The 12,438-nt window shown below is 66.9% G+C and carries 12 protein-coding genes; all 12 read right to left on the reverse strand.

Annotated elements, in window-relative coordinates; genetic code table 11:
• Positions 1–120: 120 nt before the first annotated feature.
• Positions 121–1,338 (reverse strand): flagellin, encoded by a 1,218-nt coding sequence (locus LRM18_RS02235; protein WP_053463213.1) that lies wholly within the window; start codon positions 1,336–1,338, stop codon positions 121–123.
• 398 nt (positions 1,339–1,736) lie between these two features.
• Positions 1,737–2,939 carry a flagellar hook-associated protein FlgL gene (gene flgL / locus LRM18_RS02240; RefSeq protein WP_053463212.1) on the reverse strand — a complete coding sequence of 401 codons (1,203 nt, stop codon included), beginning with the start codon at positions 2,937–2,939 and terminating at the stop codon, positions 1,737–1,739.
• Positions 2,936–4,816 carry a flagellar hook-associated protein FlgK gene (flgK, locus tag LRM18_RS02245; protein WP_064238486.1) on the reverse strand — a complete coding sequence of 627 codons (1,881 nt, stop codon included), beginning with the start codon at positions 4,814–4,816 and terminating at the stop codon, positions 2,936–2,938. Before flgK ends, flgL begins: the two co-directional genes overlap by 4 nt.
• 8 nt (positions 4,817–4,824) lie before the next feature.
• On the reverse strand, positions 4,825–6,024 hold the full coding sequence (gene flgJ / locus LRM18_RS02250) for a flagellar assembly peptidoglycan hydrolase FlgJ (protein ID WP_206632624.1): 1,200 nt from the start codon (positions 6,022–6,024) through the stop codon (positions 4,825–4,827).
• 1 nt (position 6,025) lies between these two features.
• Positions 6,026–7,162 (reverse strand): flagellar basal body P-ring protein FlgI, encoded by a 1,137-nt coding sequence (locus LRM18_RS02255; RefSeq protein ID WP_053463209.1) that lies wholly within the window; start codon positions 7,160–7,162, stop codon positions 6,026–6,028.
• A gap of 2 nt (positions 7,163–7,164) precedes the next feature.
• Positions 7,165–7,857 carry a flagellar basal body L-ring protein FlgH gene (flgH, locus tag LRM18_RS02260; protein ID WP_049467794.1) on the reverse strand — a complete coding sequence of 231 codons (693 nt, stop codon included), beginning with the start codon at positions 7,855–7,857 and terminating at the stop codon, positions 7,165–7,167.
• Between the two features lie 22 nt (positions 7,858–7,879).
• The gene (flgG, locus tag LRM18_RS02265) at positions 7,880–8,665 is read right to left on the reverse strand and encodes a flagellar basal-body rod protein FlgG (protein ID WP_005416457.1); all 786 of its coding nucleotides are present in this window, start codon (positions 8,663–8,665) and stop codon (positions 7,880–7,882) included.
• 103 nt (positions 8,666–8,768) lie between these two features.
• Positions 8,769–9,518, reverse strand: coding sequence for a flagellar basal body rod protein FlgF (locus LRM18_RS02270; RefSeq protein WP_270950547.1), 750 nt, complete (start codon positions 9,516–9,518; stop codon positions 8,769–8,771).
• A 32-nt stretch (positions 9,519–9,550) separates the two neighbouring features.
• Entirely contained in the window at positions 9,551–10,774 is a 1,224-nt protein-coding gene (gene flgE / locus LRM18_RS02275; RefSeq protein WP_049467789.1) for a flagellar hook protein FlgE, read from the reverse strand.
• A gap of 32 nt (positions 10,775–10,806) precedes the next feature.
• The gene (locus LRM18_RS02280) at positions 10,807–11,490 is read right to left on the reverse strand and encodes a flagellar hook capping FlgD N-terminal domain-containing protein (protein WP_049467786.1); all 684 of its coding nucleotides are present in this window, start codon (positions 11,488–11,490) and stop codon (positions 10,807–10,809) included.
• A gap of 23 nt (positions 11,491–11,513) precedes the next feature.
• A complete protein-coding gene (gene flgC, locus LRM18_RS02285) occupies positions 11,514–11,921 on the reverse strand; it encodes a flagellar basal body rod protein FlgC (RefSeq protein WP_049467783.1) in 408 nt (135 codons plus the stop codon).
• A 3-nt stretch (positions 11,922–11,924) separates the two neighbouring features.
• The gene (gene flgB / locus LRM18_RS02290) at positions 11,925–12,320 is read right to left on the reverse strand and encodes a flagellar basal body rod protein FlgB (RefSeq protein WP_049467779.1); all 396 of its coding nucleotides are present in this window, start codon (positions 12,318–12,320) and stop codon (positions 11,925–11,927) included.
• Positions 12,321–12,438: the final 118 nt, after the last annotated feature.

The following is a 12,438-nucleotide window of genomic DNA, read 5'->3' on the forward strand; positions in this document are numbered from 1 at the left end:
ACGCTGAGCATTCAACGACATCGTATTGGTGTTGATGACTTGTGCCATGAGGAGAGGTCCTTGAGCGGTTGCACGTGAGTTGGGTTAGACGCCCCCGACGTGCCCCGGGGGCGGCTCATGTCAGCGCTGCAACAGGCTGAGCACGTTCTGCGGTACCTGGTTGGCCTGGGCCAGCATGGCCGTACCGGCCTGCTGCAGGATCTGGGTGCGGGTCAGTTCGGCGGTTTCCTTGGCGAAGTCGGTATCGCGGATGCGGCTGCGCGATGCGGACAGGTTCTCCGAGGAGGTCTGCAGGTTGGCCACCACCGAGGTGAAGCGGTTCTGGATCGCGCCGAGGTCGGCGCGGACGCTGTTGACCGATTCCAGGGCCTTGTCGACGATCGACATCGCCTTCTGGGCGCCTTCGGCGGTGGTGACGTTCAGGTCCTTGACGAAGCTGACCGCTGCACCGGTCAGGGTGCCGCCGTTGGTGCTGGTTTCGGTCAGGCCCAGGCCGGCGATGGTCGCAGCGGTGGCGCCGGCCGGCGGGGTGGCCGCGCTGACGCCCAGGGCGAAGGTCTGGCCGTCCTTGACCGAGGCCAGGCTGATGACGCCGGCATTGACCGAGGCCACCACGCCGGTTTCACCCAGCTTGTTGTTGATCGCTGCAGCGGTGGCCGAGGTGATCGACTCGCCGGCCTTCACGGTGAAGTCGCTGATGGTGACCGTGGTGGCGGTGCCGCCCGGCGGGGTCACCGAGACCTGCAGGCCGGAGTAGGTGGTGTCGGCCGTCGCCTTGTCCACCGCCAGTGCGGTGCCGGTGTAGCCGTTGGCGAAGGTGGCCGCGCCCAGCGAATCGGCCTTGGCATTGACCACGCTGTTGATCGCGATGGCCTGGCCGGCGTTGGCGCCCACCTGGAACAGCTGGCTGGTGAAGCTGCCATCGAGCAGCTTGGTACCGTTGAAGTCGGCCTGCTTGGCGACGCGGTCGATTTCCGAGACCAGCTGGGTCACTTCGGCCTGCAGTGCCTTGCGGTCGCTGGCCGAGTTGGTGGCGTTGGAGGCCTGCACGCCCAGTTCGCGGATGCGCTGCAGGTTGTTGCCCACTTCGTTCAGCGAACCTTCGGCGACCTGGGCCAGCGAGATGCCGTCGTTGGCGTTGCGGATGGCCACGTCCAGGCCACGGATCTGGGTGGTGAAGCGCTCGCTGATGGCCAGGCCGGCCGCGTCGTCCTTCGCGCTGTTGATGCGCAGGCCGGACGAGAGGCGCTGGATGGTGGTAGCGAGCGAGCTGCCGCTGGTGCTCAGGTTGCGCTGAGCGTTGAGCGACATCGTATTGGTGTTGATTACCTGTGCCATGGGGTCGTCTCCTCTTATATGGAACCCGTTGGTGAATGGAACGAAGCGCCGCCTGTTTTTTTGTGTGGCTGTGTGCTTCGCCGTTGCCAAATGAATAACGGCGCTTTGTCAACAACCTTTAGCCGTGAATTCCGTCGAAGCCAGAATTCGTTGCCTGAAGCTGTTTTCCCGGGGTTTTCAGCCCTGATGCCAGGGTGGAAGCGGCCGCGGGAGGGGCGGTCGGGCAGGGCCTGACCAGCGCTGATGAAGGTATCGGCGGGGTCGGGCCGGGCTTGATGGAGAATCACGGAAATCGGCCGGCGACGGCCAGGTGGCCGCGCAGCGGCGGGCAGGCGCGCAAACGAAAAAGGCCGCGATGCAGGGCATCGCGGCCTTTCGGGACTGACGCGGGCGGGGCGTCAGCGCAGCTTGTTGAACAGCGACATCGACTGCATCTGCGAGAAGATCGTCTGTGCCGCCTGCAACGCGGTGCTCTGCAGCTGGTACTGGCTCAGCGCATCGGCGTAATCCAGGTCGCGCATCTGCGACAGCGTGGTTTTCAGGGTCACGCCATTGGCCTCGCGCATGTCAGCGGCATTGTCCAGCGCCTTCAGCTGCGCGCCGCCCGCAGCGCGCGAATCGATCATCCGCTCGGAGGCACGCGCCACGTCGCGCAGTGCGCTCTGCAACTGGTTCTGCTGCGCGGCCATCTGTGCAGGGGTGCCAGTGTCGGCGCCCAGCGCGGCCACCAGGTTGTCCATGGTCGAGAAGATGTCGCGGCTGCTGGCCGCCTGCACGTTGAAGCTGTCGCCGGCTGCCGGCGCGCCGGTGATGCGCAGGCGCACACCGTTCACTTCCAGGTCGTCGCCGGCCTTGTAGGTGCCGGTGCCGGTCACATTGCCCGCACCGTCCACCACCTCGTACTGGGTGCCGGTGGTGAAGCGCACGCTGAAGCCCTGGCCGTTCCAGCTGTCGCTGCCGTCGCGGGTGATGTTGGTCAGCACGCCGTTGCCGGTGTTGCCGGCCGCGGCGCTGCCGTCGACGAAGCCATCGCCGGTGGGAATGCGCATGAAGATCTCGCTGCCGGGCAGCGCGTCCTTCACGTAGGTGTCCGGACCGACTTCGACCTGCCGCTGCGTCTGGTCGCCACGGTAGACCACCTTGCCGTTGATCTTGGCAAAGGGCGGGTCACCGTCGTTGGTGCCACCGAACACGTAGCGGCCGGTGCCATCATCGGCGTTGGCCAGCGACAGCAGGCCGTCGCGGATCTGGTTGACCTCGGTGATCAGCGTCTTCTTGTCCGCCGCGCTCAGCGCCGGGTTGCTGGCCTGGATGGTCAGATCGTTGACGCGCGCCATCAGCTCGTTGACCTGCGCCAGGGTGTTTTCCTGCACGCCCAGGCGGTTCTGCACGTTGCCGGCATTGAGCTTCATGCGGTCCAGTGCGGCCAGGCTGCGGTCGAGGCCGACCGCAGTGCCTGCAGCCACCGGATCGTCCTTGGCGCTGACGATCTTGCTGCCGGTGGCGATCTGCTGCTCCAGGTGGCTGAGCTTGGCCTGCTTGGCCATCATCAGCGACACCGACTGGTTGAACATCATGCTGGTGGAAATACGGCTGCTCATCGGCGGACGGCTCCCAGGATGGTCTGGAACATGCTGTCGGCGGTCGAGATCAGCTGCGAGGCGGCCTGGTAGGCCTGCTGCAGGCGCAGCATGTCCGCCGCTTCCTCGTCCAGGTTCACGCCGGAGACTTCGTCGCGGGCTTCCTGCGCTTTGTCATTGATCACCAGCTGCGCGTCGAGCGAGTACTCGGCCGAGCGGGCGGCGGCGCCGACCTGGGTGGTCAGGCCCCCCAGCGCACCATTGAGTGTCACCGTTCCGGCGTTGAAGGCCTTTGCGCTTTCCACCTTGGCCAGCTTCGACGCGTTGCTGTTGTCCGACGAGCCGGCCGGGGTGGGGGTGATGTTGAACGTGTCGCCCACCTTCGGCGCACCGTCCAGCACGAAGCTCCAGCCGTTGGCACTGATGGTCTGGCCTGGCGTATAGGTCTGCGGCGGGCCACCGTCGATGGTGTAGGTGGTGGCCGAGGTGAACACGATCGCTGCCGGATTGCGCAGGTTCGCGTGGGTCGAATCGGTGACGGTTACACCGCTCAGCTTGCCGGTGCCGGTGTTGGCGGTGGCCGCTGCACCCTTGACGGCGGCGGCGGCGGCGATGCGCGACGGATCGGTGATCGCCATTTCCAGGCTGCCGGCCACCCCCGCGGTCGGCTGCAGCAGGAAGCGGTCGTTGGCCGCCGGCGTGCCGCCGACCACCAGCTGCACGCCGTTGATCACCAGCGGATCGCCGGCGGTGCCGGTGCCGGTCAGCGGGATGCTGGCACCGGTGTCGGCACGGCTGGCCTTCCAGGTGGTGCCATCGAACTGCAGCACCACGTTCTGCGCGTCCAGCTTGCCCAGGTCGCCATAGGTTGCGGTCAGGGTGCCGGTGCCGCTGTTGCTGTTGTTGGCGGTGACGCGCGGGTTGCCGATGTTGAAGAAGTCCCCACCCATCTGGCCATACAGGTCCACGCCCTGGTGGTGCACCTGGTTGAAGCTCTCGGCCAGGCCCACCGCCAGCTTGCCCAGTTCGGCCTGCGCCGGGGTCAGCACGGTGTCGCGGAACTCCAGCAGGCCGCCGATCTGGCCGCCGACTGCCTTCGGGTCGAGGCGGATGGTGTTGCCCTGGGTCTCCAGCGCCAACTGCAGGCGCTCGGGCTGGTACGGGTCGGCCACGGTGGTGACCTTGGTCGCCGTGGTACCCACCACCAGTGCGTTGCCGCCGGCGGTGTAGACATTCATGATGCCGCCGTCCTGGATCACCGCCGTGCCACCGGTGTAGCCGATCAGCTGGGTGATCAGCTGGTCGCGGCGGTCGAGCAGGTCGGGCGCCGCGGTGGCGACGTTGGTGCCGATGGCGCCGTTGATCTGGGCGATCTCCTGCGCCAGGCGGTTGACCTCGGTGGCACCGGCCAGCAGGCCGTTGTTGACCTCGCTGTTGAGGTTGTTCAGGTGCGTGTTGAGCTGCACGAAGCGGTTGGCCAGGGCTTTGCCACCGTCGAGCATGTTCTGGCGGTCGGCGGTGCCGGCCGCGTTCGACGACAGGCCACTGACCGAATCGAAGAAGTTCGACCAGACGCCAGAGACATTCGTGGCCGCATCGGAGAACAGCGCGTTGACCCGGTCGGCCATGCCCGAAAGCTGTTTCAGGCGCGCCAGTTCACCGCTGCTGTCGAGCAGTCGCGAGATCGCCAGCTGGTCGGCGGTGCGGCGGATGTCGGTGATCCGGGTGCCGTTGCCGACCGTGCCATAGCCGTAGTTCTGCGGGTCGGCGGTGGCGAAGTTGACCTTCTGCCGGCTGTAGCCGGGCGTATTGAGGTTGGCCACGTTGTGGCTGGTGGTCGCCAACGCACGCTGGAAGGCGAGCAGGGCACCGGTACCGGTGGAAAGTACGCTGGACATGGGGTTCCTCAACGACGGGTGATACCCAGCGCCGCGGTCGCGGTGCTGGCGAAGGTCTGGCCAAGGCGCGAACCGGCGTCGGTCACGGCCGCTACGGCACGCTCGATGGTCGGGCCACCGGCAATCGCGGCGATCTTGGCTGCATAGCGCGGGTCGGTGGCATAGCCGGCGCGCTGCAGGCCACGGGCGAAGCCCTGCACATCGGTGCCGGCCTGCAGGGCCTGCTGGTAGCGTGGGCTGGTCTTCAGCAGGCGCACATAGTCGGCAAAGCTCTCGGCGGGCGAGCTGTAGGCGCGGAAGCTGGCGGTTTCGTTGCGGCGCACGCCATCCACGTATTCGTGGGTGCCGGCTTCAACGCGCTGGCCGCTCCAGCCGGTGGCCTTGATGCCGAACAGATTGTGCGAGGTGCTGCCATCGGACTGGCGGATGTGGCGCTTGCCCCAACCGGTTTCCAGCGCTGCCTGCGCCACCAGCGCCCGGGCATCCACGCCCAGTTCCCGGGCTGCGCTCTGCGCGTGCTGCCAGATGCTGGCGACGAAACCCTCCGGCGTGTGCTCGCCGAGCTGGGCGACGGCGGTCCGGGTGGCCAGCGCGTCGGCCGGGCTGACGGCGGTGCCGCGGTTGCTGGCCGTGGCCGACCACTGGTCGTTGTTGGCGGACCAGTCCTCGCCCTGGAGGCTGCCCATGTACGGATCCTCGGTGCCGAGCGAGCGGTGCAGGGTGCTGCTTTCGCGGCCGGCGATCAGGTCCAGCGCCTGCTCCATCGGTGCCAGCGCGGCCTGGGCACCGTGCTGTGCGCCGGCCGCCATCTGCTGCAGCATGCGCACGGCCTGGCTGCCATCTTCCAGCGGCAGCGACGGTGCCGGCTTGTCCGGCGCGTTGAGCTGGTAGGCGCGGCTGGCCTTGGCCGGATCCACGCGGGTATCCAGCGCCGGGCCGTCGGCGGCCTGGCCGGACAGCTGCCGGCTGATCATGCCCGACAGCCCCAGGCCCTTGCCGCGGGTCATCGCCTCGGCGATCTTCTGGTCGTACATGTCGCGGAACATCTTGTTCTCGCCGGGAAACAGCGAGTCGCCGAAGCTGGCATCGCGCATGCTCTTGACCAGCATCTGCGCGAACTGGCCTTCCAGCTGGCGTGCGACCTTGTCGATCTTCGCCGGATCGTTCTGCTGCGCCGGGTGCAGGTCGAATGCGGGATTGATGCGCATGTCAGATCACCTCGAGCTCGGCACTCAGTGCGCCGGCCTGCTTCAGGGCTTCCAGGATCGCGATCAGGTCACCCGGCGCCGCACCCACGGCGTTCACCGCGTGCACGATCTCGTCCAGGGTGGTGCCGCCGCTGAACTTGAACATGCGGCTGCCGTCATTGGTGGCGGTGATGGTCGACTGCGGGCTGGCGACGGTGCGGCCGCCGGACAGGGCATTGGGCTGGCTGACGTTGGTGTTTTCCTGGATCGTCACCGTCAGCGAACCATGCGAGATGGCAGCAGGGCCGACCCGTACCTGCTGGCCGATGACCACCGTGCCCGTGCGCGAATTGACCACGACCTTGGCCGGCGCGCTGCCCGGGGTCAGTTCCAGGTTCTCGATGCGCGCCAGCAGCCCGATGCGCGCGCCCGGATCGGTCGGCGCAGTGACCGCGACCGTCACGCCATCGATCGCCCGCGCGGCGCCTTCGCCGAACGCATTGTTGAGCGCGGCGACCATGCGCGAGACGGTAGTGAAATCGTTGTTGTGCAGGTTCAGGGTGATGTCACCGCCGTTGGCCAGCGGATCGGGCAGGGCACGCTCGACCGTGGCGCCGTTGGGAATGCGGCCCACGCTCGGTACGTTCACCGAAACCCGCGAACCATCCTTGCCCTGCGCACCGAAGCCGCCGACGATCAGGTTGCCCTGCGCGATCGCATAGATCTGGCCATCGGCACCGCGCAGCGGGGCCATCAGCAGCGAGCCGCCGCGCAGCGACACCGCGTTGCCGATCGAGGACACGGTGATGTCGATCGGCTGGCCCGGCTTGGCGAAGGGCGGCAGCTCGGCATGGATCGCCACCGCCGCCACATTCTTCAGCTGCGGGTTGACGTTCGGCGGCACGTTCACGCCCAGTTCGCCGAGCAGGTTCTTCAGGCTCTGCACGGTAAAGGGCGCCTGGCTGGTGCGGTCGCCACTGCCATCCAGGCCGACCACCAGGCCGTAGCCCACCAGGGCATTGCCACGCACGCCGCCGACCTGGGCCAGGTCCTTGATGCGTTCGGCGCTGGCCGGGGCAGCCACGACCAGCAGCATCAGCGCGACGAACGACGCCACGCGACGCTGCCAGGAAGAAGAGGAGAAGAGTTTCATGGCCATACTCAGAACGGCGTCAGGCCGGAATTGAAGAAGCGGCTCAGCCAGCCCATCGCGTTGGACTGCGCGACCGGGCCGCGGCCGCCGTAGACGATGCGGGCTTCGGCCACGCGGCTGGAAGGAATGGTGTTGTCCTGGCTGATGTCGCCCGGGCGCACGATGCCCTGCACCTGCACCAGTTCATCACCCTGGTTCAGCCGCAGGTTCTTCTGCCCCTGCACCACCAGGTTGCCGTTGGGCAGGCGCTGGATCACCGTGACGGTGACGCTGCCCTGCAGGCGGTTGCTCTGCGCGCTGTTGCCCTTGCCGGTGAAATCGCGCTTGCCTGCTGCGGTGGCGCTGAGGATGTCCTTGCCGCCCAGGGTGACCGGCGCGCCGAGGATGGACGGCGTGCCCAGGCTCAGGTTCGATTCCTTGTTGGTGGCGGTGTTGGCACTGGTCTGCGCGGTGGTGTTTTCCAGCAGGGTGATGGTCAGCAGGTCGCCGACATCACGTGCGCGGCGGTCCGAGTACAGCTGCAGGGTGGGACCGGCGGCGTAGATCGCGCCGGCGGTCGGCGCGGCCTGCGGCGGCATGATCGGCTGGATCGGAGCCATCGCCGGGTAGGGGCGCACGTCGCCCGCGATCACGCAGCCACCGAGCAGGGCGACCACGGCGCAGGCGAGGGCAGTGCGGGCGAAGTTGGAAATGGGCGACATGGCGGTTTCCCGGTTGGGCCGGTCAGATCTTGTTGTTGAGGTAGCCGAGCATCGAGTCGGTGGTGGAGATCGCCTTGGCGTTCATTTCGTAGGCGCGCTGGGTTTCGATCATCGACACCAGCTCTTCGACCACGTTGACGTTGCTGCCTTCCAGCGCGCCCTGCACCACGGTGCCGAGGCCGTTCAGGCCGGGGTTGCCGTTCTGCGCCGGGCCCGAAGCCGTGGTTTCCAGGAACAGGTTCTCGCCACGCGCCTGCAGGCCGGCCGGATTGACGAAGTCGGTCAGGGTCAGCGCGCCCACTTCCACCGACGCCGCGTTGTCGGCCATCTTCACGCTGATGGTGCCGTCGCTGCCGATGGTGACCGACTGCGCACCTTCAGGAATCTGGATGCCCGGCTGCACCGGGTAGCCGCTGTTGGTGACCAGTTCGCTGTCCTGGTTGATCTTGAACGAGCCATCGCGGGTATAGGCCGAGCTGCCGTCGGGCATCTGCACTTCGAAGAAGCCGCGGCCGTTGACCATCACGTCCAGCGCGCGGCCGGTCTGCTGCTGGCCACCCTGTTCGAAATTCTTGGCGGTGGCGACCACGCGCACACCGGTACCCAGCTGCAGGCCGGTCGGCAGCTGGGTCTGCGCCGACGACGAACCGCCGGGCTGGCGTACCTGCTGGTACAGCAGGTCCTCGAAGCTGGCACGGTCCTGCTTGAAGCCGGTGGTGTTGGTGTTGGCGAGGTTGTTGGAAACCACCGACATGCGCATCTGCTGCGCATCCAGTCCGGTTTTCGCGATCCACAATGCCTGGTTCATCTTCGGTGTCCTGTCTGGGTGAAGCCGGCCGCGCGATGCGGCCCCTGGTAACGGGTGTGCAAGCGGTGTGCCAGCGCCGCGCCCGGGCGGCGCCGGAAATCCGTCAGCTGCCCAGGCGCAGCAGGCTGTTGGCACTGCGCGCGTTGTCGTCGCCGTGCTTGATCACCTGCACCTGCATTTCGTACTGGCGCTGCAGCTGGATCATCTGCACCAGCGCACCGGCGGCATCGACGTTGCTGCCTTCCAGCTGGCCGCTGTGCACGGCCGTGCCCTGCGCCGGGGCGAACGGCTGGCGCGGATCGGTGCTGCGGAACAGGCCATCCAGGCCGCGCTCCAGGCGCTCGTCCGGGGCCTGCACCACCTTGATCCGGCCGATCTGCGCCATCGTCTGCGGGCCTTCGCCCTGCGGGATGATCGAGATCGTGCCGTCGCCGCCGATCTCCATCGCCTGGAAGGGCGGAATGGCGATCGGGTTGTTGTTGTCATCCAGCACCGTGCGGCCGCCGGAGGTCACCAGCTGGCCGTTCGGCGTCACCGACAAGGCTGCGCCGCGCGTGTACGCTTCGCTGCCGTCGCTGGCCTGCACGGCCAGCCAGGTGCCGCTCTGCAGCGCGAGGTCCAACGGCTTGCCGGTGATGTGCTGCGCGCCGGGCCGGCGGTTGAAGCCGGCGTCGACGTGCAGCGCATCCACCCGCGAGGCAAAGCCCGGGCCGCGGATCGGGAAGGCTTCGGTGTTGGCCAGCGCTTCCTTGAAGCCGGGGGTGTCCGAGTTGGCGAGGTTGTGGCTGAGCGTTCCCTGCGCCTGCAGGGAGGCGCGGGCACCGGTCATCGCCACGTAAAGGGCTTTATCCATGCGGGGAGTTCCGTGACAGGGTCAGCAGCTCATCAACGGATGTTGATGACGGTCTGGGTGATCTGGTCCTGGGTGGTGATCATCTGCGCGTTGGCCTGGAAGTTGCGCTGCGCGGTGATCATGTTGACCAGCTGCTCGGTGAGGTCGACGGTGGACGCTTCCAGCGAGCCGGCCTGGATCTTGCCGAGGTTGGAGGTGTCCGGCATGCCGGTGCGCGGCGTGCCCGATTCGAAGGTCTCCACCCACAGGTTGTTGCCCTTCGATTCCAGGCCCTGCGTGTTGTTGAACGTGGTCAGCGCGACCTGGCCCAGCGGCTTGTCGTCGCCGTTGGAATAGCGGGCGTAGACCACGCCGGATTCGGAGACGGTGATTTCATTGAGCTTGCCGGCGGCGTAGCCGTCCTGCTGGGTGTTGCGCAGCGCGAACTTCTCGCCGTACTGGGTCGAGCCGCTGATGTCCAGCGTCATGTTCAGCTGGCCGGCGCCGGTGGTGGGGGTGAAGGTGCCGAGGCTGACCTTGCCGTTGGCCGGCACGGTCAGCTTGCCGCTGTTGTCGAAGGTGACCGCAGTCGGGGTGCCGGCGGGCTGGCCATCGACGTAGTTGTGCACGGTCCATTCGTTGGGGTTGGCACCCTTGACGAAGTACGAGACCTGGATGTGGCTCACGCCCAGCGAGTCATACACGGTGATGCCACCGCTGGAATGGTTGTAGCTGTTGGAATCGGCCGGGTCGAAAGTCGCCACGGTCGGCTGCTTGGCATTGGCCGGCAGGGTGAAGCCGACCTTCACTTCGCTGGTCTGCTTCGGCGGGCTGTCGGTGGTCAGCAGCTGCAGGTCGACCAGGCGACCGGCATCGAAGTTGGTGCCATCGGCATTCGGCGCGAACACCTGCAGGCGCGCGCCCTGCGGGTTGACCACGTAGCCGGCCGAATCGGTCTGGAAGTTGCCGGCACGCGAGTACACACGCGAACCGTTCATGTTCATGGTGAAGAAGCCCTCACCGGAGATGGCCATGTCCAGGCTGCGCCCGGTCTGCTCGTTGTGGCCCTGGATGAACTGCTGGGCGACGTTGGAGACGCGCACGCCCGAGCCGGTCTGGTTCTTCGACAGGCCATAGCTGGTGGAGGCGAACAGATCGGCGAACTCGGCGCGCGACTGCTTGAAGCCGGTGGTGTTGACGTTGGCGACGTTGTTGGCGGTGACGCTCAGGTCGGTGTTGGCGGCATTGATGCCGGACAGCGAGACATTGAAGCCCATGGGATGCTCCTGGTTGATGCGGGATATGCGGCTCAGCTGACGCGGAGCACGTAGTCGATCGGGGCCGTGCCCAGGCCCTTGAGGTTCAGGTACAGGCCGTCGGAACCGACGGTCACGCTCTCCACCGGCGCCTGCACGTAGGTGGACAGCTTGGTGCTCTTGCCGGCGGTATCGACATGGTTGGCGACGATGGAGTACTTGCCCGGCTCCATGCGCTTGCCGTTGGCGTCCTTGCCGTCCCACTGGAAGGCGGTTTCGCCGGCGGCCGTGGCTTCCACGCTCAGCGAGGTGACCTTGGCGCCGTTGGCATCGGTGATGTCCACGGTGATGATGCCGGCCGACGGCGCTGCCACCGTGCCTTCGACGCTGCCTTCCTTCTCCAGCACCAGCTTTTCCGACGGGACCAGCACCTGGTGGCCGACCAGCGCGGCACCGCGCAGCACCTGGTCACTGGCCATCGATTCCTGGAAGCCCTTGACCGTCTTGTTCAGATCGGTGATGCCCTGCACGGTGGACATCTGCGCCATCTGCGCGACCATCTGCGTGTTGTCCATCGGCTTCAGCGGATCCTGGTGCTGCAGCTGCTCGGTCATCAGGCGCAGGAAATCGGCCTGGTCGAGCGTGTTCTTCTTTTTCGTGGCGTTGCTGTTGGGGGCGTTCAGGCCCAGCGCGGAGTACACGTCCTGGCTGGTCTGGTTGTTGACGGCGGTGGTCATGGCGGTATCCGGTGCGGCGGGCCTCAACGGCCCATGGTCAAGGTGGCCAGGGCCAGTTCCTTGGCGGTGGTCAACATCTCCACGCCGGCCTGGTAGTTGCGCGAGGTCGAGATCAGGTTGACCATCTGTGCGACCGGATCGACGTCGGGCTGGTAGATGTAGCCGTCGGCGTCGGCCAGCGGGTGGCCCGGCTCGTAGCGCTTGATCGGCGCGGCTTCGCTCTGGGTGATCTCCTTCACCTTCACCGAGGTGATGTTCGGATCGTCCTTGCTGGTGACGGCCTGGAAGATCGGTTCCAGCGGCTTGTACACGGCGTCGGCGGAACCGGCGACGGTGTCGGCGTTGGAGAGGTTGGAGGCGATGGTGCTCATGCGCACCGACTGCGCCTGCAGCGCGGAACCGGCGATATCGAAGATCGGCAGGTTGCTCATGGCTTATTGCCCCGTGATCGCGGTCAGCATGGAACGCACCTTGCTCTCGACGAAGCTGAGCGAGGCGCGGTACTCAAGAGCGGCGCGGCCATAGGCGGCACGCTCGGCATCCGGATCGACGGTGTTGCCGTCCAGGCTGGGCTGCACGCCTTCGCGCGCGATCTGGAACGGGTTCAGGCCACTACTGATCTCGTAGTGCTGCTCATGGGTGGTGGCCATCAGGCCGTTGGCATCCTGCCCCTGGGCGTGGCGCAGGGCGGCATCGAAGTCCAGGTCCTGGGCCTTGTAGCCGGGCGTATCGGCATTGCCGAGGTTGCTGGCGATCAGCTTCATCCGCTGTTCGCGCAACGGCATGGCCTGGGCGTGGACGCCCAGGTAGTCGGAAATCAGGTTGCGCACGGTGCACTCCCACGGGAACGTTGCCCGGGAAGCTGCAAGGGGTGTGCCAAATTCGAGGGGTTAGTGCCGGCCGCTGGCCGGCTCCCCGATGGATCTGCGGTTGCCGGCCAGCGGCCGG

Origin of the sequence: Stenotrophomonas sp. PI_27, from assembly GCF_027854495.1 — a bacterium.
Taxonomy (GTDB): domain Bacteria; phylum Pseudomonadota; class Gammaproteobacteria; order Xanthomonadales; family Xanthomonadaceae; genus Stenotrophomonas; species Stenotrophomonas pavanii.